This window comes from Duganella aceris (assembly GCF_011090165.1).
Classification (GTDB): Bacteria; Pseudomonadota; Gammaproteobacteria; order Burkholderiales; family Burkholderiaceae_D; genus Rugamonas; species Rugamonas aceris.
The window spans coordinates 77,293-96,180 of sequence record NZ_JAADJT010000001.1; the positions used below are offsets into that span (position 1 = coordinate 77,293).

An 18,888-nucleotide genomic window follows, 5' to 3' on the forward strand; every position below is an offset into this window, starting at 1 on the left:
CCTTTTAAGCCGCTTTGGCGACGGCGTGTTTGTCGGCGTGCGCCACCAGCGCTTCGCGGAACCAGGCGCCATCGTCCCAGGCCTTGACCCGGGTGCGCAGACGCTCGCGGTTGCACGGGCCGTTGCCCTTCAGGACGTTGTGGAACTCGCTCCAGTCGATGGCGCCGAATTCATAGTGGCCGGTTTCGGCGTTGAACTTCAGGTCCGGATCCGGCACGGTCAGGCCCAGGTACTCGGCCTGCGGCACGGTCTGGTCGACCATGCGCTGGCGCAGCTCGTCATTCGAAAACAGCTTGATCCGCCACTGCGCCGATTGCGCGCTGTTGACCGACTCCGCGTCGGACGGCCCGAACATCATCAGCGACGGCCACCACCAGCGGTTCAGCGCATCCTGCGCCATCGCCTTCTGCTCCGGCGTGCCCTTGGCCAGCGCCATCATGATGTCGTAGCCCTGGCGCGCGTGGAACGATTCCTCCTTGCAGACGCGGATCATGGCGCGCGCATACGGGCCGTAGGAGCAGCGGCACAGCGGGATCTGGTTGATGATGGCCGAGCCGTCGACCAGCCAGCCGATCGCGCCCATGTCGGCCCACGACAAGGTCGGGTAGTTGAAGATGCTGGAATACTTGGCCTTGCCGCTGTGCAGCGCGGCCAGCAGCTCGTCGCGCGACACGCCCAAGGTTTCGGCGGCGCTGTACAGGTACAGGCCGTGGCCGGCCTCGTCCTGGATCTTGGCCAGCAAGATCGACTTGCGCTTCAATGTCGGCGCGCGCGTCACCCAATTCCCTTCCGGCAACTGGCCGACGATCTCCGAGTGCGCGTGCTGCGAGATCTGGCGTATCAGCGTCTTGCGGTAGGCGTCGGGCATCCAGTCCTTGGCCTCGATCTTGACGCCGTCGTCGATGCGGGCCTGAAAGGCGCGCTCGTCGGCGGCCATGTCGTCGGCCGTGCGGACGGTGCTCAGGCCGGTCTCCACCATTTGTGCGTACATAGCTGTCTCCTCGTGTAGGTAAGACTATACGATACGAAATCTGATTTGACTACGTTTTTTTTGAGTCATATTGTAGAATGGTATCTTAATGAAATATTTACTGCGCCGCGCCCCGCGCCAAGTAAACTATTGTTTTCCTATACAGATTAAGCGGCAGGCTATGAATTGCAACGATTGGATCGCCCGATTCCTGGCGGAAGACCCGCCGCGCTCGAAGTCGCTGGTGGTGACCATCTTCGGCGACGCCATCGTGCCGCACGGCGGTACGGTGTGGCTGGGCAGCCTGATCGAGTTGCTGGCGCCGTTCGGGGTCAACGACCGGCTGTTGCGCACCTCGGTGTTCCGGCTGGCGCAGGAAGGCTGGCTCGGTTCGCAGCGCGACGGCCGCCGCAGTTCGTACGCGATCACGCCGGGCGCGATGGCGCGCTTCCGTCATGCCTACCGCCGCATCTACGCGCCGCTGGCGGTGCACTGGGACGGCCATTGGACGCTGGTGATCAACAGCGGCGAGATCGACGCGGTCGAACGCGCCGCGATGCGCAAGGAGCTGCTGTGGGAGGGCTACAGCCTGATCGCGCCGGGCATCTTCGGCCATCCGGCGGCCGACGCCGAAGCCTTGCAGGAACTGCTGCTGCGCCGGGGCGTGCAGGACAAGCTGCTGGTGCTGCATGCGCGCTCGGTGGCGCAGGTGAGCGGCCTGCCGCTGAACGATCTGGTGGCCGCCGGCTGGGATTTGACGGGGGTGGCCGACGGTTACCGCCACTTCATCGCCCGCTTCGAGCCGCTGCTGGCGGCGGTGGCGGCCGAGGCCGGGACGCTGGCGCCGCAACAGGCCTTCGTCATGCGCAGCCTGTTGATCCATGCGTATCGCCGGGTGCAGCTGCACGATCCGCAATTGCCGGTGGAGCTGCTGCCGCAGCCGTGGCCGGGCGCGCGCGCCTACGAGCTGACGCGCGACATCTACCGGCTGCTGTTCGCCGCCGCCGAGCAGCACGTGCTGGCGACGCTGCGCCGCGAAGACGCCTCCGCGCCCGAGGCCGACGACTCCTTCTACCAACGCTTCGGCGCGCTGCGCTAGCGGGCGAGCGGTTGCGCGGCGATCAGGGGGAATGTTGCCGGGTCGCGCAACGACGCTATCGACAGGTCGATGTCCAGTGCCGGCCAATATAGGTGATCTGTGCCGGGACGCTGAACCTCCTCGATCTGCGCCAGCGTCGCGCCGGCGAACCAGGGGAAGTCGGCGCTGGCGGCGTATAGTTTTTCGTTGCCCAGATCGACCCAAAATCCATGTACGGTGACATCGAGAATGCGGACCTCAGCGGATAAAATAGGAACGCCAGACATCTTGCATCTCCTTTTGATGGGCTGCGACGAAGCGCTCGGCCGTTTGCAGCTGCGACGCGGACAGCCCGGTGTGCCACGCCAACGCAACCGCCGGCTCCAACCAGAATTTGGCGGTGCCGTCCGGGTGAGACACATGAATGTGCATCCGCGGTTCCTCGCGCGAAAAAAAGAAATAGCGAAAACCTGCTTCGCGAAACACAGTGGGCGTCATGGCGATTGTACTCCTGCAGCACGGCGTTCAAATGCTTCCGCAGTGGCGCGGCAGTCCCAACTTAGCAAACTCGGTACCAGCGGTTTTGCGCTGGCACAGGAGTGCGTTGGCTGATTTGCGCCACAGACGTTCGCGGAATCCGCGCGGCGCGGCGCGCGAGCCTGTATCATGTCGGCTCTGCGCCACAAGCGCGACCACACTATCCCCATAGAATTCACCAGGATTCCGTCATGCCTATCAAAATCAGCCAGCAATTCGACGCCGGCGCCATCGAAGTCGTGCGCGCCGACGATCCGGCCGCCATCGACCTGAACATCCGCAAGGATTCCCACGCCGACATCACGCAGTGGTTTTATTTCCGCGTCCAGGGCGCGCAGGCGACGCCGCTGTCGCTGCGCTTCCTCAACGCCGGCACCGCCGCGTATCCGGACGGCTGGAAGGATTACCAGGCCGTGGCCAGCTACGACCGCGACAACTGGTTCCGCGTGCCGACCAGCTACGACGGCAAGGTCATGACCATCAACCACACGCCGGAGTACGACAGCGTCTACTACGCCTACTTCGAGCCGTATTCGTGGGAACGCCATCTGGCGCTGCTGGACAACGCGCAGCTGTCGCCGCTGGTCAAGCAGGTCGACCTGGGAAGCACCATCGATGGCCGCGACCTGAACATGCTGGTGATCGGCGATCCGGACGCGGAGCAAAAAGTCTGGGTCATCGCGCGCCAGCATCCGGGCGAAACGATGGCCGAGTGGTTCGTCGAGGGCATGGTCGAGGCGCTGCTGGACCCGGCCAATCCCTTCGGCCGCCAGTGCCTGAAGGAGGCGGTGTTCTACGTGGTGCCGAACATGAACCCGGACGGTTCGGTGCGCGGCAACCTGCGCACCAACGCGGCCGGCGCCAACCTGAACCGCGAGTGGCTGAATCCGACCATGGAGCGCAGCCCGGAAGTGTTCCTGGTCAAGCAGAAGATGTTGGAGATCGGCTGCGACCTGTGCCTGGACGTCCACGGCGACGAGGGCTTGCCGTACGTGTTCGTGGCGGGCAGCGAATCCTTGCCGGAGTTCACCCCGGATCAGGCCGAGGCGCAGCAGTACTTCGTCGACAATTTCCTGATCGCCAGCCCGGATTTCCAGGACGAGTTCGGCTACGGCGACACGCCGTACACGGATGAAACGCTGACCATCGCTTCGACGCACATCACCCATGCGTTCGGCTGCCTGTCGCTGACCCTGGAGATGCCGTTCAAGGACAACGCCAACGACCCGGATCCGGACACCGGCTGGAACGGCGCCCGCAGCGCCGAGCTGGGCAAGGCGGTGTTGCAGCCGGTACTGCAATCGCTGCTGGCGCAACAGTAATCAGCTGAGCCCGTTACCTGCGGCGCGACAATATCGCCGCCGCAGGGAAAAATACACTGGACCTCACACGGCGCATCCGCGCGCCGCTTCGGGAGGTTCGGCATGAAAACCCTATGTTTTTTAGCGCTGCTGTTGTGCGCCTGCTCCACGCCGTATCGTCCGCCGCAGCTGGACGCGGGCACGGCCTATTCCGGCCTGATCGATCTGGCGGCGCAGGCCGGCACCGCCGATGTGCTGCTGGTGCACGGCATCTGCACGCACGACGCGGCGTGGGCCGCGCTCGTCGTTTCGCAGCTGATGCGCTCGCTCGACGCGGCGGCCTCGACCGCCCCGCCCGACCCGCCCGACCCGCCCGCTCCGGCCGCTCCGGCCGCAGCGGCCTCAGCGGCCGGCGACCGCGCCGATGGCGGCCCGCAGGTGCAAGTCGTGCCGGCAACGGTCGAGACACCGGCCGGCCGGCTGCGCTTCAATGCGCTGATCTGGTCGCCGCTGACCGCGGACCTCAAGCGCCAGCTGTGCTACGACCAAAGCGACAAGTCGGACCAGTGCGCCGGAGCGCCGCCGTATGCGCACACGCGCGCGCGTTGGAATGCGCGCTTCAAGGATGGACTGATCGACGATTGCCTGCCCGATTCGCTGATCTACCAAGGCGTGGCGCGCGACCAGATCCAGCGCCGCATGCGCGACGCCATCCTGCAAGTGCTGGATGCCGGCGATGGCGATACTTCGCCGCTGGTGGTGATTGCGCACAGCATGGGCAGCAAGATCCTGTTCGACACGTTGCTGCGCATGAGCGAGGAGGTGCCCGGCTCGCGCGCGGCCTTGCTGGCGATGCGGGCGGTGGACCGCATGCGCTTTCTGGTGATGGCGGCGAATCAGATTCCGTTGCTGTCGCTGGCCGATCAGCCGATCGCCGCCGCTGCGGAGCTGGCGCCGTCCGTGCCCGACAGCTTGCAGCTGCTACTGCAAAAGCGGCTTGCAGCGAAGGGGCGCACGGCCGGCCGGCACTTGACGCTGGTGGCGTTCACCGATCCGAACGATTTGTTGTCGTACACGCTGCCGCCGGAGAAATATGCGCGCGACGGCATCACGGTCTACAACATACTGGTATCGAATGCGCCAACCTATCTCGGCCTGCTGGAGCGACCGGACCGCGCCCACCTCGACTACCTGACCAACCCCGACGTCGGCCGCCTGATCGCCTGCGGCCAGCCGAAAAGCAGCCTCTGCAAGCGAGAATAGCCACATGGGGTGAGGGTATACAGCCGACGCCTATTTTGAACTGATTATGCCTATAGTATGCCTATTTTTTTTAAGGCCAATGGGCTGAACTCTCCTATGAGAACCGCTGTCCAACCAAGATAAAAAATAGGCATAGTATAGGCAAAATGAGTACAAAACAGGCGTCGACCATAAAGGTACCAGACCATATATACATGGAACTATATTATCAGCTGCGCAAGCGAAACGACCTGCGCCCGCCGGAGGAAGTAACGGCCCTCGCGCTGAAGGAATGGATGCTGCGGAACTTCGGCAACCCGACCGGCCGGGGTTACCAATGGAAGGATCTGTTCCTGCCGGACGGCACACGCTTGCGCGTCCGCCACAACGGCCTGGCCTACCATGCCCAGATCGAAGGCGACCAGATGGTCTACGAAGGAAAGCCGACCTCACCGAGCGCCTGGTGCGTGCTGATTTGCGGCAGCGTGCGCAACGCCTGGCGCGACGTCTACGTGCGCCGCGACTACACCGAAGCCTGGACCCAAGCCAGCGCCTGGCGCGCGGCGGAGGCCGCCAACCCCAAGCGCCCCGGCATCGACCGCCGCAAGCGGAGCCGCCGGCGCACGGACTAAAGAATCAGCCGCCGGCCACCACCATATTCTCGATCAGGATCGAGCCGGTTTCCTTGGTGCCGCGCACCAGCACATCCGCGCCGACCGCGACGATCTGAGCCAGCATATCCTTCATATTGCCGGCGATGGTGATCTCCTCGACCGGATACTGGATCACCCCGTTCTCGACCCAATAGCCCGAAGCGCCGCGCGAATAATCGCCGGTCACGTAATTGGTGCCCTGCCCCATCAACTCGGTGACCAGCAAGCCGGTGCCCATCTTGCGCAACATGGCGGCGAAATCATCGCCCGGCCCCGTCAGCGACGACGTCAGCGCCAAATTATGCGAACCGCCCGCATTGCCGGTGGTCTGCATGCCCAGCTTGCGCGCCGAATAGGTCGACAGGAAATACCCCTGCACCACGCCATCCTTGACCACATCGCGCTTGACGGTACGCACACCCTCCTCATCGAACGGCGCCGACCCGACCGCGCCGATCACATGCGGATCTTCCTTGATCTGTATATGCTTGGGCAACACCTGCTTGCCCAGCGAATCGAGCAGGAAGGTCGACTTGCGGTACAAGGCCCCGCCCGACGTCGCCTGCACGAACGCGCCCAGCAGCCCGACCGCCAGCGGCGCCTCGAACAACACCGGGCAGGTGCGGGTGTCGATCGTGCGCGCGTTGAGCCGCGCCAGCGCGCGCTCGGCCGCGTAACGCCCGACCGCCTCCGGCGACGCCATCTTGCCCGCGTCGCGCACCGAGGTGTACCAATCGTCGCGCTGCATCTTCGAACCCTTGCCGGCGATCATCGCCACCGACAGCGTATGCCGCGAATACGGATAGCCGCCGATGAAGCCGCGCGAATTGGCCGCGACGAAATGCGACTGCTGCACATGCACCCCCGCGCCCTCCGAATTGTTGACGCGCGGATCGACCGCGAAGCCGGCCGCCTCGGCGCGCTGCGCCAGCGCCACCGCCTCGTCGGTCGAGATCGTCCACGGATAGAACAGCGCCAGATCGCGCGGCGCCATCTCCAGCTGGTCGGCATCGGCCAGGCCGGCGCAATCGTCGTCGGCGGTGAAGCGCGCAATGTTGTAGGCCGCCTCCACGGTCGCCTGCAACGCCGCCGGCGAAAAGTCCGAGGTGCTGGCGTTGCCGCGGCGCTGGCCGATGAACACCGTCACGCCCATGCCCTTGTCCTTGTTTTGCTCGATCGTCTCGATCTTGCTCTTGCGCACCGACACCGACAAGCCGCTGCCCTCGCTGATTTCAACCGCGCAATCGGACCCGCCCTGGGCCTTGGCGTAGCCCAGCACATCGCGCGCGAGCTGGCGCAACTGGTCCTGCGTGTGGGTAAAATGGGGGTCGCTCATGGGCTGTTTTCTTCGGTTGGCCGCTAAAACAGTTATCATAGCAGTCGTTTACAGTTTACAGGGGCAGCCACACGCCCCACCGAAAGTTAATATTATGGTAAATCCAAATCGCGGCGCGGTCGGCTTCAGCTCCACCGAATTCGAGCAAGAATACGAACGCCCCTCTAAAACCGAGATGAAACGCCAGTCGGACGCCCTGCAGAAAATGGGCGAAACATTGGTCGAATCGCCACGCGACCGCGTCAAGCGGGTGCCGATGCCGGAAGACGTGCTCGACGCCATCCTCGCTTGCCAGCTGATCACCAACCACGAGGGCCGCCGCCGTCAGATGCAATACGTCGGCAAGAAGATGCGCACGCTGGACGAAGCCGAAGTGGCCGAGATCCAGAAAGCCATCGACAGCTGGAAAGGCGCCTCCAAGTCCGAGACCGCGCTGATGCACGCGATGGAACGCCGCCGCGACAAGCTGCTGACCGACGACAAGGCGCTGACCCTGCTGCTGGAGGAAAACCCGGAACTGGACGTGCAGCACCTGCGCACCTTGATCCGCAACGCCCGCAAGGAACAGGCCGAGAACAAGCCGCCGAAGGCCTACCGCGAAATCTTCCAGATCATCAAGCAAGTCGAGGCCAAGAAGCACAAGGCGGCCAGCGACGACGCCGACGACAGCGAGACCGATGACGACGAGTAACGAGCAGACCCTGGTCATCGGCCTGGTCTCGATCTCCGACCGCGCCAGCGGCGGCGTCTATCAGGACCAGGGTATCCCCGCGCTGGAAGACTGGCTGGCGCGCGCGCTGACCACCCCCTACCGCGTGGAAACCCGGCTGATCGCCGACGAACGCCCGCAGATCGAAGCCACGCTGATGGAACTGGCCGACGACGTCCGCTGCCACCTGGTGCTGACCACCGGCGGCACCGGCCCGTCGCGGCGCGACGTCACGCCGGAAGCCACACGCGCCGTCGGCAGCAAGGAAATGCCCGGCTTCGGCGAACAGATGCGCCAGATCAGCCTGCACTTCGTGCCGACCGCGATCCTGTCGCGCCAGACCGCCGTGATCCGCGAAAGCGCCGACCACGCCGCGCTGATCCTGAACCTGCCGGGCCAGCCGAAGGCCATCGCCGAAACGCTGGGCGGCCTGCGCGACGCCGATGGCGCGGTGCTGGTGGGCGGCATCTTCGCCGCCGTGCCCTACTGCGTCGACCTGATCGGCGGCCCGTACATGGAGACCGATCCGGCCGTGTGCAAAGCCTTCCGCCCCAAATCCGCCATCCGCCCATCCTGAGGACGCCCATGAGCACCCTGCTGCAAACGATCGAAAAAGAAACCGGCGCCAACCCGAGCGTGGCCGTCATCTGGATGCACGGCCTGGGCGCCGACGCCAACGACTTCGTGCCGATGCTGAATGAACTGGACCTGGCCGGCCTGCCGCCGATCCGCTTCATCTTCCCCAACGCCGAGACCATGCCGGTGACGATCAACGGCGGCTACGTGATGCGCGCCTGGTACGACATCGTCGCCACCGACCTGGGACGGCAGGAGGACGAAGCCGGCCTGCGCGCCTCGCAGGTCAAAGTGGAAGCGCTGATCGCGCGCGAAAAAGCGCGCGGCATCCCGGCCGAACGCATCATCCTGGCCGGCTTCTCGCAGGGCTGCGCGATGACCTTGCAAACCGGCCTGCGCCACCCGGAAAAGCTGGCCGGCCTGATGTGCCTGTCTGGCTACGTGCCGATCGCCGACAAGGCCGCCGCCGAATGCACGCCGCAGAGCAAGGCCACGCCGATCTTCATGGTGCACGGCCGCATGGACCCGGTGATCCCGCTCGCCCGCGCCACCCAATCGCGCGACCTGCTGCAGCAATGGGGCTACAACGTCGAATGGCACGACTACCCGATGCAGCACTCGCTGTGCCAGGAAGAAGTCGACCACATCAGCGCCTGGCTCAAGCGCGTGCTCTAATAAAATCGGTGTCAGTGCCGACATTCGGACACGAGCTCGACCGTAGCTGTTGCTACGGTCGAGCTCGTGTCCGAATGTCGGCACTGACACCTCGCTTACGGTAGCGGTATGGCGGCGGATGGCGGCACCGCCGTCTGCGCCGCGTTCATCACCATCGCCAGGAAGGTGTAGTAGCCGTTGATGCCCATCAGATCGACCACGCCGTGCTCGCCGAAGGCGGCCAGCGCCGCCGCGTAGGTCGCATCGTCCACCCGTTGCCGCTGCTGCAGCTGCACGCAAAACTCGTACACCAGCGCCTCGTCGGCCAGCATCCCTTCCGGCCGGCGCCGCGCCGCGATCGCCGCGATCACCTCGGCGGCGACGCCGTACTCGCGCGCGATCGGCTCATGGATCGCCCACTCCACCTGCTGACTCCACTGCCGCGCCGTCACCAGGATCGCCAGCTCGGTCAGCCGCGTGCCGATCGCCGAGCGGTAACGCAGATACTCGCCCATGCGCTGCGCCGCCGCCATCAGCTCCGGGCTGCGGATCAGCGGCACGAAAGGCCCGTACAGCGCCCCGCGCGGCCCGTCGATCACGGCCTGCGCCGCCACCTGCTGCGCGGCGCTCATCGCCGCAAAAGGGATGGGCTCCAAACGATCGTCCATGACAAAAATCCTTTCCGTTTATTCGGCCATGTTCCAGCATAAATCAAAAGAACACAAGCCGATCGCGGCTATCTTCTGCTGTCGACCACCACCGCCCCCACGCAGAAAGGACGCCATGAGCCAGATCATCCACCGCAACCTGCGCCGCCCGCCGCCGCTCGCCGTCGGCGCCGCCGGCATCACCGTGCGCGACCAGCAGGGCAACAGCTACCTCGACGCCAGCGGCGGCGCCGCCGTCTCCTCGCTGGGCCACGCCCATCCCGAGGTGCTGGCCGCGATGCACGCGCAGATCGACAAACTGGCCTACGCCCACACCGCCTTCTTCAGCTGCGAAGCGGCCGAGGAATTGGCCGCGCGCCTCGCCAACGACGCCCCCGGCGATCTCGATCACGTCTACCTGGTCTCCGGCGGTTCGGAGGCGATGGAGGCCGCGCTCAAGCTGGCGCGCCAATACTTCGTCGAAGGCGAACAGCCGCAGCGCGGCGTCTTCATCGCGCGCCGCCAGAGTTACCACGGCAACACGCTGGGCGCGCTCGCCGTCGGCGGCAACGAATGGCGCCGCCGCCCGTTCGAACCGCTGCTGATGGACGTGCCGCGCGTCGCCCCCTGCTACGCCTACCGCGACCGCCTGCCCGGCCAGAGCATCGACGACTATACCGCCGCGCTGCTGCGCGAACTGGAGCAATGCATCCTGGCCACCGGCCCGGAACAGGTGATCGGCTTCGTCGCCGAAACGGTGGTCGGCGCCACCGCCGGCGCGGTGCCGCCGACGCCCGGCTACTTTCGCGGCGTGCGCAAGCTGTGCGACCAGTACGGGATGCTCTTGATCGCCGATGAAGTCATGTGCGGCATGGGCCGCACCGGCACGCTGTACGCCTTCGAACAGGAGAACGTGCTGCCCGACCTGGTGGTGCTGGGCAAAGGGCTGGGCGCCGGCTACCAGCCGATCGGCGCGGTGCTGGCGCGGGAACATATCGTCAAGCGCCTGCGCGACGGCAGCGGCGCCTTCCAGCACGGTCACACCTACATGGGCCACCCGGTGGCCGCCGCCGCCGCGCTGGCGGTGCAGAAGGTGATACAAAGGGATAATCTGCTTGGCGCAGTGACCGCGCGCGGCGCCACGATGCGCCGCCTGCTGCGCGACGCCTTCGGCGCGCATCCACACGTCGGCGACATCCGCGGACGCGGACTGCTATTGGGATTGGAACTGGTGCGCGAGCGCGGCGCCAAGACGCCGTTCGACCCGGCGCTGAAGCTGCACGCCGCCGTCAAGGAACAGGCGATGGCGCGCGGCCTGATGATCTACCCGATGGGCGGCACGATCGACGGCCGCCACGGCGACCACATCCTGCTGGCGCCGCCGTTCATCGCCACCGAAGCCGAGCTGGGGGAAATCACCGGCCGCCTGGCCGAGTCGCTGCAAGCCGCGCTGGCAAGCGCCCTCTAACCCCGCCACCGTCAGAGGGGTCAGACCCCGTACGGGGTCTGACCCCGGTGGTCCGCGCCGTGCGGGTCTAGCGCGCGCTCCAGGCGACGACATCCTGCTGCTGCTCGCCCAAGCCAGCGATCCCCAGCCGCAACGTATCGCCCTTCTTGAGGAAACGCTGCGGCTTGCGCGCCTGGCCGACACCCGGCGGCGTACCGGTCGCGATCACATCGCCCGGCTCCAGCGTCATGAACTTCGACAGGTAGCTGATGATCTGCGCCACCGAGAAAATCATGGTCTCGGTGCTGCCGGTCTGCATCCGCTTGCCATTCAAGTCCAAGTACAAATCCAGCTTCTGCACATCATAAATATCCTCCGCCGTCACCAGCCAAGGACCGACCGGACCGAAGGTATCGCAACCCTTGCCCTTGTCCCACTGCGTACCGCGCTCCAGCTGGAACTGACGCTCCGACAAATCGTTGACCACGCAATAGCCGGCCACATACTTGAGCGCATCCTCCTCGCTGACATACTGCGCGCGCGAACCGATCACCACGCCCAGCTCCACCTCCCAATCGGTCTTCTTCGAATCCTTCGGGATCATCACCGGATCGTCCGGCCCGGACAGGCAGCTGATGGCCTTCATGAACACCACCGGCTCCTTCGGTGCCGGCATGCCGATTTCGGCCGCGTGATCCGAATAATTCAGGCCGATGCCGATGAACTTGCCGACCCGCGCCACCGGCACGCCATAACGCGGATTGCCGCGCACCAGCGGCAGCGACGCCTGCGGGATCTTCTCCAGCTTGCGCAGCGCCTTCGGCGCCAGCTGCGCCACATCGATGTCCTCGATCACGCCGGACAGGTCGCGCAGCTTGCCTTCGTCGTCGATCAAGCCTGGTTTTTCTTTGCCGGGACGGCCGTAGCGCACGAGTCTCATGGGATTCCTTGGTTAAAAAGTCGATGCTATTTTAACCGTAGTGTCCCTGCCTCAGCCATTTGTTGGCGATGATCTTGGTGCCGCTGACCACCGGCGCGCCGCCGTGCAGCGTCTGATGGTCGGGCTGGTGGTTGTCGTCGGTGTTGAGGAACCACAGCGCGTTGCCTTTTTTCGGAAACACCTCCAGCCCCAGCGACGGGAACACCGTGCCCCCGCCCTGCTCCACGTCGCACAGGTACAGGATGAAGGTCGCCAGCCGCTGGCCGCCGCGCGCCAGATGGCTGCGATGGCCCGCGCTGTCCGGATCGAGCCAGTCGAAATGCGGCCGGTACTCCTGCGTCTTGCCGTACTTCTGCAGCTGGAACGGTTCGCTGCACTCGGGCGACCAGTGCGCCAGCGCCGCCAGCCGGCGGTCGATGCGCTCGGCCACCTCGGCCTCGCCGCGCTGGATGAAAGCCATCTCGCTGGTGCGGCCCTCGTGCACCACGCTGGCGCCGTCCGCCTCGGCGGTCACGGTGGAGCGGGTGTAGCGCGTGCCGCAATGTTCGATGATGGCGTCGCACTCCTCGCCGCTGAGCACATTGCCGAGCAGGATCACCTGCGGCTTCTTCAGCACGAACAGCACCTCCACCTCGCGGTCCGGCACCGCGATGAGATTGTGGCTGACATCGATGTAGGGCATCTGCTGCGGCGCCTGGAAGGCGCTGGCTTGCGGCTCCTTGCGCCGCGCCGGGGCGGCGCTCCCGCCGGCGCGGATGCGCACCGCCTCGTCGATGGCGGCGCGCGCCACCGTCATGCTGTGCTGACCGGAGCGCGCCATGCTGTTGGCCATATCCAGCGGGCTGCAGGCGCGCGCCAAATTGTCCATGATCCAGTCCTGCCAGGTTGGCGGCAGGGAAGCAAAAACGTTGTCGGCTTGAGTCATCGCGTCGATAAGGGCGGGTCGGATGGAACGGCCATTTTACCGGATTGCGTGGCCCCGGCGCGCAGGAACCAGATCAGCCCCGGAAGCTGCAGCAGCACCAGCGCGCCGAAGGCCGTCTGATAGGCCGGCGCCGGATACTGCCGCAGCGGATTCGGCGTCCAGCAGCCCACCACCAGCCCGAAGCCCGCCTGCACCGCGAACGCGCCGAGAAAGATCAGCAGGTTCAGGAGGGTGGCGGCGCGTCCGGTCAGCGCGCCGGGCAGGCTTTGCGCCACGATCGCGTACTCGATGCCGGTCACCGTGCCGACCAAGGTGAACAGCACCGACAGCAGCTGGTAGCTCGGCGCCCAATTGCAGACAAAGCCCAGCTGCACCGCGATGAACAGCGCCACGCCGGCCGCCGCCACGCTGGTCGGCCGCACGCCGCGCCGGCCGGCCCACTCGGTGAGCATGCCGACCGCGATGGCGCCGAAGATGACCGCCGCCATGCCGAGATACAGCAGATAGGCCACCGCCGCCTCGCTGAAACGCGCCACGTCGCTGAGCCAGCGGGCGATCCACAGGCCTTGAACGCCGAAGAACACGGTGTGCGGCAGCAGCACCAGGGCGACCGCTTCACGGAAGGCCGGATGGCGGCACACCTCTTTCATCGCTGCCAGCATCGGTCCGCGCCGCGCCACGGGCGGCTGCGCCGGCGCCAGCCAGCGGATCAGCAGGCCGATCGCCAGCGCGGCGGCGGCCAGCCACAGGAACAGGCCGCGCCAGTCGGTGTAGTGCAGCGCCAGCCGCACCGGCAACGTCGCCGACGCTGCGCCCAGGCCGCCCACCGCGATCAGATAGCCCTGCACCGACGGCAGCCGCGCCGGCGCGATCCAGGTCGACATCGCCTTCACCGCCGACATGAAGCAGCCGCCCAGTCCGAGGCCGATGACGGCGCGCGCCACCAGCAGCTGCGCGAAGTCCTGGCCGCCGGCGAAGGCCAGCGCGCCGACGCCGGCCAGCAGCAGCATCGGAGGCTGCACTTTGGCCGGGCCCCAGCGGTCCAGCGCCATCCCGACCGGCAGTTGCGCCAGCGCGAAGGCGAAGAAGAAGGCGCTGGTCAGCAGGCCCAGTTGGCCGGGCGACAGCTGCATCGCCGCCACCAGCTGCGGCGCCAGCGTCGCGTTAACAGTGCGCACCAGGCAGGAGAGATAGTGGCCCAGCGAGAACGGCAGGAACACCAGCAAGAACACCGCGCCGCCAGACAGGCGCGGCGACGGCGCGAGTGACGTGGCGTGCGGCATCGCGTCCGAGGCGATCGCTGCCTGCGCGGGGCCTGGCGGACGCGCGGACGGCGGCGCGACCGAGGCGGTGGCGACCGACGGCGCCGCGGCGCCAACCGCTGTCTGCTCCGGCGACGTCGGTGCCGCGCCAGCCCGCTCGACCTGGCCGTCGCCGCCGAGCAGTTGGGCGCGGACGTCGCGCGCGCGCATCGTCACCGCCTAGACCGCGCTGTCCGCGCCGCAGGCCGACGCCGACAGCGCCGTAGCGGTCGCCGCCCCCGAGCCGGCCACCGCGCCGTCGTCCGCATCGTCCTGCCGCGCCGCCATCAGCGGAATCACTTTGCGCGCGCCGTTCGGCCCGCAACCGTACTCGCTGCGGCTGCCGCCCTCCTCCTCGAAAAAAAACCGCTCCTTGCCGAACGCCGGTTTCAACTCATCCATCCAGGTCGCCGCCGCATCGAACTTCGCATAGAACGGCCGCCGCACCCAATCCGCATTGCGCGCCTGAAGAAACTGCAAGGCAAACACCTTCTCCCCGCCGATGCTCGCCACCCCATCGATCACCACCTTCCCCGGAAAAGCGCTCATCGAAGGCCCCCGCACCGTCCGCGCCAACCCGGACACCTGCTGATAAGCCGCCTGGAAAATCTCATGCGCCCGCGCCAGCGGCAACTGGAAATACTCGCGCGGCCCGGTATCCCGCTCAACGAACATATAGTAAGGAATCGCCCCCAAGCGCACCCCGGTGCGCCACAGCTCCGCCCAACTGGCCGGATCCTCGTTGATATGCCGGATCAACGGCCCCTGCATGCGCAAGGTCGCCCCGGTGCCGACGATGCGCTTGACCGCGCGCTGCGCGATCTCCGGCCGCAGCTCCACCGCATGGTTGTAATGCCCCATCAGCGCCAGATTCTTGCCCGCCGCGACCACCCGCTCGAACAAGCGCATCAACTCATCCGCATCGCGGTCCGACACGAAGCGCTGCGGCCAATACGCCACCGACTTGGTGCCCAGCCGGATGTTCTGAATATGCGCCAGCTCCGGCGCCAGCAAGGGCTCGATGAACGCCTCCAGCGACCGCGTATTCATGATCAGCGGATCGCCGCCGGTGATCAGCACATCGGTCACCTCCGGATGCAGCTTCAGATACGCCGCCAACTCGTGCGACTCGCGCGCATCGAACTTCATATCGTCCATGCCGACGAACTGCGGCCAGCGAAAACAGAAGGTGCAATACGCATGGCAAGTCTGCCCCGCGCTCGGGAAGAACAACACCGTCTCCTTGTACTTGTGCTGCAAACCCCGCAACGGCGCATCGTTCACGCGCGGCACGTTGTGCGTCATCTGCCCGGCCGGATGAGGATTCATGCGCATGCGGATCCTGCGCACCAGCGCCGCCAGCGCCGACGGATTCGCATGCCCCAGCACCAGCTCGCGCAACTGCGCATACTCGTCAGGCGCCAGCATGTCCCGATGCGGAAAGGTCAACCGATAAATCGGATCGTCCGGAATATTGTTCCAGTCGATCAGATGATCCAGCACATACTCGTTGACGCGGAACGGCAGCACATGCGACACCACCTGCACCGCCTCCTGCAACTCGCGCGGAATCCACTCCCACTGCCGCGAATTGGCGATGGTCTGGCGGATGAAAGGCTTGAACCTGGGCGCCTGCGCGCCGGCGCTGTTCCAGGTCGAGATCGAAGTGATGGTCATCGCGTTTCCTATCGAAGTGAGGGGCGGGAACTCCATGCTAGGCGTTTCCTCGCGGCCATAACTTGCGACAACGCAACTCTCGCCAGCGCCGGCGGCGTACAGTTGATCCGGTCAAAACCCACCCGAGGAACCGCCATGAAACCGCACGCATTGCTGGCCGCCGCCGCGCTGATTTGCCTGTCCGCCGGCGCCGCCGAGCCCACCGAAAAAGACGCCATCGCCATGGCCGAGAAAGGCGCCGCCTACATCAAGGCGCACGGCAAGGACGCCTTCATCAAGAAGATCGCCGCCAAGGATCCCGACTATCTGCAAGGCTCGCTGTACGTCGACATCCGCGACATCAAGACCGGCATCGTGCTGGCGCATCCGGTCAACCCATCGATCGTCGGCAAGGACCTGACCGACATCCCCGACGCCAGCGGCAAGAAGTACCGCCGCGAGATCATCGAACTGGCCGCCGCCAAAGGCCAGGGCTGGGTCGACTATCAATACAAGAATCCCGCCAGCGGCAAGATCGAACCCAAGACCACCTACATCCTGCGCGTCGGCGACGTGGTGCTGGAAGCGGGCATCTACAAAAAATAAACGCGGCCACGGCGGGAGGGCATCATGTTGAAGAAACTGCGTATCGGTCCCAAACTGCTGCTCGCGCCCGGCCTGGTGCTGGCACTGTTGCTGGTCACCGCCGCCGCCGCGTACGTCGGCATGGTGCGCCAGAACGCCTCGCTGGAAAACCTGGTGCAGGTGCGCGCCGCCCGCCTCAAGACCGCCGCCGACGTCAGCGGCGAAGCGCGCTACGCCCACGCCCACATCTACCAGCTGCTGGCCTGGATCAACGGCAGCTTCGCGCAGGCCCGGCTCGACGCGCTGGGCCGCCAGATCAAGGAACGCCACGCCGGCATCGAGCAGCAACTGCGCCAGCTCAACGCCCTGGCCGACGACGGCGAACGCCGGATCGTCGCACTGTCGCTGCAAGCGCTGGCGGCCTACCGCAAGGCGGTGCTGGAAACGATGGAGATGGCGCAGATGGACCAGAGCATCGCCACCAACGCGATGGCGCGCGCGGAAAAACAATTCCTGCTGCTGAACGAGCAGCTGGCGCAATTATCCGCGCTGGAAAAACGCCTCAGCGAACAGGCGCACGCCGAGGCCAAGGCCGACTTCCGCGCCCTGAGCGCGACCATCGCCAGCATGGTGCTGCTGTCGATCGCGCTGTCGCTGGGCGTGACGATGGCGGTGCGCGGCGCCATGCTGCGCGACATACGCGGCATCGCCGAGGTGGTGGTGGCGCTGGCCGCCGGCCGCCTCGCGCCGGGACGCGGCAACGACGGCCGCGACGAAATCGCCGACACCGCCCGCACGCTGGACCAGACCATGCACAACCTGACACAGACACTGACCGCCATCCTGGCCTCGGTGCGCACCATCGACACCGCCGCCCACGAAATCGCCAGCGGCAACCTGGACCTGTCGACCCGGACCGAGCTGCAGGCCGGCTCGCTGCAGCAGACCGCCAGCGCGATGGACAGCCTGACCCGCGCGGTGCAGCAGAACGCCGCCAACGCGCGCCAGGCGCGCCAGCTGGCGGCCGGCGCCACCGAACTGGCGCAGACCGGCGGCGCGGCGGTGCAGCAAGCGGTGCGCACCATGGACTCGATCCGCGCCAGCTCGCGCCAGATCGTCGACATCATCGGCGTCATCGACGGCATCTCGTTCCAGACCAATATCCTGGCCTTGAACGCCGCCGTCGAAGCCGCGCGCGCCGGCGAACAGGGACGCGGCTTCGCCGTGGTCGCGGCCGAGGTGCGCACGCTGGCGCAGCGCAGCGCCGCCGCCGCGAAGGAAATCAAGACGCTGATCGCGGCCTCGGTCGCCACCATCGACAGCGGCAGCGCCTCGGTGCACCAGGCCGGCGAACGCATGGACGACATCGTCGCCTCGGTGCGGCAGGTCAACGACATCATCGCCCGCATCAGCGACGCCAGCGCCGAACAGGCGCAGGGCATCGCCGAAGTCAATCAAGCGGTCGGACAGATGGACGATGTCACGCAGCGCAACGCCGCGCTGGTGGAGCAGGCCGCCGCCGCCGCCGCCAGCCTGCAAGAGCAAGCCGAGCAGCTGTCGCTGGCGGTGTCGGTGTTCAAGCTGGAGCCGGCCTCAGCGCATGGGCTTGCTCAAAAAGCGCGAACCGGCCAGGCCGAACCGCCACGGCAGCTCCATCGCTTTCGAAATGCCGATGCGCGGACCGGCTAGCACCTCGATCGGCAGCGCCTGGTCGCGCGCGATCAGCTGGAACGGCGCCGCCGCCAGCTCCAGATTGTTATGCGCCCGCGTCACGCCCAGCGCCTGGCACAGCCGCCCCGGCCCGGCGCACAGCAGGCGCGCATCTTCCATGCCGCGCCGCTCGCGCATCAGCGCCAATCCCTCGACCGGCTCCAGCGCGCGGATCAGCACCCCGGCGCCGTGGCCCGGCTCGCGGCAGACGAAATTCAAACACCAGTGCAGCCCGTGCGAGCGGTACACATAGCTGCGCCCCGGCGGCCCGAACATCGAAAAATTGCGCGGCGTCTCGCCGTTGAAGCTGTGCGCCGCTTCGTCGCTGCTGTCGTAGGCCTCGGTCTCGACGATGCGGCCGCCGACGCCGTCGACCAGCAAGGTCACGCCGATCAGTTGCCGCGCCACCTCGTCCGAGTCCGCGCTGAAATCAATTCCCGCCAGTTGAGTAATCATGTCGCTATTGTAAATGTGCGGCGAAAACCGTGCCAAATGACTATCGAATCGCGGCGTTTCGCGACAAAACCCGGGCCAAATGGCAGAAAATCGGCACAAAACCGCGCAATCGGCCCGCGCTTGCGGCGATAATCAAGCCTGAGCACGGCCCAGCGCACTGGTTTA

General features: G+C 66.2%; 20 protein-coding genes. 10 read left to right on the plus strand and 10 right to left on the minus strand.

The window, feature by feature from the left end:
- Positions 1-4 precede the first annotated feature (4 nt).
- Positions 5-991, minus strand: coding sequence for a 1,2-phenylacetyl-CoA epoxidase subunit PaaA (paaA, locus tag GW587_RS00355; RefSeq protein ID WP_166097335.1), 987 nt, complete (start codon positions 989-991; stop codon positions 5-7).
- 160 nt (positions 992-1,151) lie between these two features.
- Between paaA and paaX the strand changes: the two genes are divergently transcribed.
- Positions 1,152-2,069 carry a phenylacetic acid degradation operon negative regulatory protein PaaX gene (paaX, locus tag GW587_RS00360; RefSeq protein ID WP_166097336.1) on the plus strand — a complete coding sequence of 306 codons (918 nt, stop codon included), beginning with the start codon at positions 1,152-1,154 and terminating at the stop codon, positions 2,067-2,069.
- Here paaX and GW587_RS00365 read toward each other — a convergent pair.
- Complete coding sequence (locus tag GW587_RS00365; protein ID WP_166097337.1) at positions 2,066-2,335, minus strand: DUF2442 domain-containing protein; 270 nt, start codon at positions 2,333-2,335, stop codon at positions 2,066-2,068. The two genes, paaX and GW587_RS00365, sit on opposite strands and share 4 nt — an antisense overlap.
- Positions 2,307-2,546 carry a DUF4160 domain-containing protein gene (locus GW587_RS00370; protein WP_166097339.1) on the minus strand — a complete coding sequence of 80 codons (240 nt, stop codon included), beginning with the start codon at positions 2,544-2,546 and terminating at the stop codon, positions 2,307-2,309. Before GW587_RS00370 ends, GW587_RS00365 begins: the two co-directional genes overlap by 29 nt.
- A gap of 230 nt (positions 2,547-2,776) precedes the next feature.
- Here GW587_RS00370 and GW587_RS00375 point away from each other — a divergent pair, with 230 nt between their 5' ends.
- The 3 genes from GW587_RS00375 (at position 2,777) to GW587_RS00385 (ending at position 5,760) form a co-directional block, all read left to right on the plus strand.
- Positions 2,777-3,907, plus strand: a complete 1,131-nt coding sequence (locus tag GW587_RS00375; protein WP_166097341.1) for a M14 family metallopeptidase — start codon at positions 2,777-2,779, stop codon at positions 3,905-3,907.
- A 102-nt stretch (positions 3,908-4,009) separates the two neighbouring features.
- Positions 4,010-5,149 (plus strand): hypothetical protein, encoded by a 1,140-nt coding sequence (locus GW587_RS00380; RefSeq protein WP_166097342.1) that lies wholly within the window; start codon positions 4,010-4,012, stop codon positions 5,147-5,149.
- Positions 5,150-5,343: 194 nt separating this feature from the next.
- Positions 5,344-5,760 (plus strand): hypothetical protein, encoded by a 417-nt coding sequence (locus GW587_RS00385; protein ID WP_166097343.1) that lies wholly within the window; start codon positions 5,344-5,346, stop codon positions 5,758-5,760.
- A 4-nt stretch (positions 5,761-5,764) separates the two neighbouring features.
- Here GW587_RS00385 and pmbA read toward each other — a convergent pair whose 3' ends face one another.
- Positions 5,765-7,117: a metalloprotease PmbA gene (gene pmbA, locus GW587_RS00390; protein WP_166097345.1), complete on the minus strand. Its 1,353-nt coding sequence runs from the start codon at positions 7,115-7,117 to the stop codon at positions 5,765-5,767.
- A gap of 94 nt (positions 7,118-7,211) precedes the next feature.
- Here pmbA and yjgA point away from each other — a divergent pair, with 94 nt between their 5' ends.
- From yjgA to GW587_RS00405, 3 genes are read left to right on the plus strand one after another with little or no spacing between them, the layout of a single operon-like run.
- Positions 7,212-7,808, plus strand: coding sequence for a ribosome biogenesis factor YjgA (yjgA, locus tag GW587_RS00395; RefSeq protein WP_166097347.1), 597 nt, complete (start codon positions 7,212-7,214; stop codon positions 7,806-7,808).
- Positions 7,795-8,403 carry a molybdopterin adenylyltransferase gene (gene mog, locus GW587_RS00400; protein WP_166097349.1) on the plus strand — a complete coding sequence of 203 codons (609 nt, stop codon included), beginning with the start codon at positions 7,795-7,797 and terminating at the stop codon, positions 8,401-8,403. The genes yjgA and mog overlap by 14 nt, the downstream gene beginning before the upstream one ends.
- Before the next feature lie 8 nt (positions 8,404-8,411).
- Positions 8,412-9,077, plus strand: a complete 666-nt coding sequence (locus GW587_RS00405) for an alpha/beta hydrolase (protein WP_166097350.1) — start codon at positions 8,412-8,414, stop codon at positions 9,075-9,077.
- Between the two features lie 95 nt (positions 9,078-9,172).
- On the opposite strand, the gene GW587_RS00410 is transcribed toward GW587_RS00405, so the two are convergent.
- Complete coding sequence (locus GW587_RS00410) at positions 9,173-9,724, minus strand: carboxymuconolactone decarboxylase family protein (RefSeq protein ID WP_166097352.1); 552 nt, start codon at positions 9,722-9,724, stop codon at positions 9,173-9,175.
- Between the two features lie 115 nt (positions 9,725-9,839).
- Between GW587_RS00410 and GW587_RS00415 the strand changes: the two genes are divergently transcribed.
- Complete coding sequence (locus GW587_RS00415; RefSeq protein WP_166097353.1) at positions 9,840-11,171, plus strand: aspartate aminotransferase family protein; 1,332 nt, start codon at positions 9,840-9,842, stop codon at positions 11,169-11,171.
- 67 nt (positions 11,172-11,238) lie between these two features.
- Here GW587_RS00415 and GW587_RS00420 read toward each other — a convergent pair whose 3' ends face one another.
- The 4 genes from GW587_RS00420 to GW587_RS00435 are packed head-to-tail and all read right to left on the minus strand — an operon-like array spanning position 11,239 to position 15,993.
- A complete protein-coding gene (locus GW587_RS00420) occupies positions 11,239-12,090 on the minus strand; it encodes a fumarylacetoacetate hydrolase family protein (protein WP_166097355.1) in 852 nt (283 codons plus the stop codon).
- 31 nt (positions 12,091-12,121) lie between these two features.
- A complete protein-coding gene (locus tag GW587_RS00425) occupies positions 12,122-12,958 on the minus strand; it encodes a 2OG-Fe(II) oxygenase (RefSeq protein WP_166097356.1) in 837 nt (278 codons plus the stop codon).
- 53 nt (positions 12,959-13,011) lie between these two features.
- The gene (locus tag GW587_RS00430; protein ID WP_308495361.1) at positions 13,012-14,487 is read right to left on the minus strand and encodes an MFS transporter; all 1,476 of its coding nucleotides are present in this window, start codon (positions 14,485-14,487) and stop codon (positions 13,012-13,014) included.
- A 9-nt stretch (positions 14,488-14,496) separates the two neighbouring features.
- A complete protein-coding gene (locus GW587_RS00435; protein WP_166097358.1) occupies positions 14,497-15,993 on the minus strand; it encodes a KamA family radical SAM protein in 1,497 nt (498 codons plus the stop codon).
- A gap of 135 nt (positions 15,994-16,128) precedes the next feature.
- Between GW587_RS00435 and GW587_RS00440 the strand changes: the two genes are divergently transcribed.
- Entirely contained in the window at positions 16,129-16,578 is a 450-nt protein-coding gene (locus GW587_RS00440; RefSeq protein ID WP_166097359.1) for a cache domain-containing protein, read from the plus strand.
- 24 nt (positions 16,579-16,602) lie between these two features.
- A complete protein-coding gene (locus GW587_RS00445) occupies positions 16,603-18,246 on the plus strand; it encodes a methyl-accepting chemotaxis protein (protein WP_166097360.1) in 1,644 nt (547 codons plus the stop codon).
- On the opposite strand, the gene GW587_RS00450 is transcribed toward GW587_RS00445, so the two are convergent.
- Positions 18,151-18,723 (minus strand): DNA-3-methyladenine glycosylase, encoded by a 573-nt coding sequence (locus GW587_RS00450; RefSeq protein WP_166097361.1) that lies wholly within the window; start codon positions 18,721-18,723, stop codon positions 18,151-18,153. The genes GW587_RS00445 and GW587_RS00450 overlap by 96 nt on opposite strands.
- Between the last annotated feature and the right edge of the window lie 165 nt (positions 18,724-18,888).

Bases quoted from the DNA above. Each gene is read 5' to 3' on its own strand.
- paaA (WP_166097335.1), bottom strand. From the start codon at position 991: ATGTACGCACAAATGGTGGAGACCGGCCTGAGCACCGTCCGCACGGCC.
- paaX (WP_166097336.1), top strand. From the start codon at position 1,152: ATGAATTGCAACGATTGGATCGCCCGATTCCTGGCGGAAGACCCGCCG.
- GW587_RS00365 (WP_166097337.1), bottom strand. From the start codon at position 2,335: ATGTCTGGCGTTCCTATTTTATCCGCTGAGGTCCGCATTCTCGATGTC.
- GW587_RS00370 (WP_166097339.1), bottom strand. From the start codon at position 2,546: ATGACGCCCACTGTGTTTCGCGAAGCAGGTTTTCGCTATTTCTTTTTT.
- GW587_RS00375 (WP_166097341.1), top strand. From the start codon at position 2,777: ATGCCTATCAAAATCAGCCAGCAATTCGACGCCGGCGCCATCGAAGTC.
- GW587_RS00380 (WP_166097342.1), top strand. From the start codon at position 4,010: ATGAAAACCCTATGTTTTTTAGCGCTGCTGTTGTGCGCCTGCTCCACG.
- GW587_RS00385 (WP_166097343.1), top strand. From the start codon at position 5,344: ATGGAACTATATTATCAGCTGCGCAAGCGAAACGACCTGCGCCCGCCG.
- pmbA (WP_166097345.1), bottom strand. From the start codon at position 7,117: ATGAGCGACCCCCATTTTACCCACACGCAGGACCAGTTGCGCCAGCTC.
- yjgA (WP_166097347.1), top strand. From the start codon at position 7,212: ATGGTAAATCCAAATCGCGGCGCGGTCGGCTTCAGCTCCACCGAATTC.
- mog (WP_166097349.1), top strand. From the start codon at position 7,795: ATGACGACGAGTAACGAGCAGACCCTGGTCATCGGCCTGGTCTCGATC.
- GW587_RS00405 (WP_166097350.1), top strand. From the start codon at position 8,412: ATGAGCACCCTGCTGCAAACGATCGAAAAAGAAACCGGCGCCAACCCG.
- GW587_RS00410 (WP_166097352.1), bottom strand. From the start codon at position 9,724: ATGGACGATCGTTTGGAGCCCATCCCTTTTGCGGCGATGAGCGCCGCG.
- GW587_RS00415 (WP_166097353.1), top strand. From the start codon at position 9,840: ATGAGCCAGATCATCCACCGCAACCTGCGCCGCCCGCCGCCGCTCGCC.
- GW587_RS00420 (WP_166097355.1), bottom strand. From the start codon at position 12,090: ATGAGACTCGTGCGCTACGGCCGTCCCGGCAAAGAAAAACCAGGCTTG.
- GW587_RS00425 (WP_166097356.1), bottom strand. From the start codon at position 12,958: ATGGACAATTTGGCGCGCGCCTGCAGCCCGCTGGATATGGCCAACAGC.
- GW587_RS00430 (WP_308495361.1), bottom strand. From the start codon at position 14,487: ATGCGCGCGCGCGACGTCCGCGCCCAACTGCTCGGCGGCGACGGCCAG.
- GW587_RS00435 (WP_166097358.1), bottom strand. From the start codon at position 15,993: ATGACCATCACTTCGATCTCGACCTGGAACAGCGCCGGCGCGCAGGCG.
- GW587_RS00440 (WP_166097359.1), top strand. From the start codon at position 16,129: ATGAAACCGCACGCATTGCTGGCCGCCGCCGCGCTGATTTGCCTGTCC.
- GW587_RS00445 (WP_166097360.1), top strand. From the start codon at position 16,603: ATGTTGAAGAAACTGCGTATCGGTCCCAAACTGCTGCTCGCGCCCGGC.
- GW587_RS00450 (WP_166097361.1), bottom strand. From the start codon at position 18,723: ATGATTACTCAACTGGCGGGAATTGATTTCAGCGCGGACTCGGACGAG.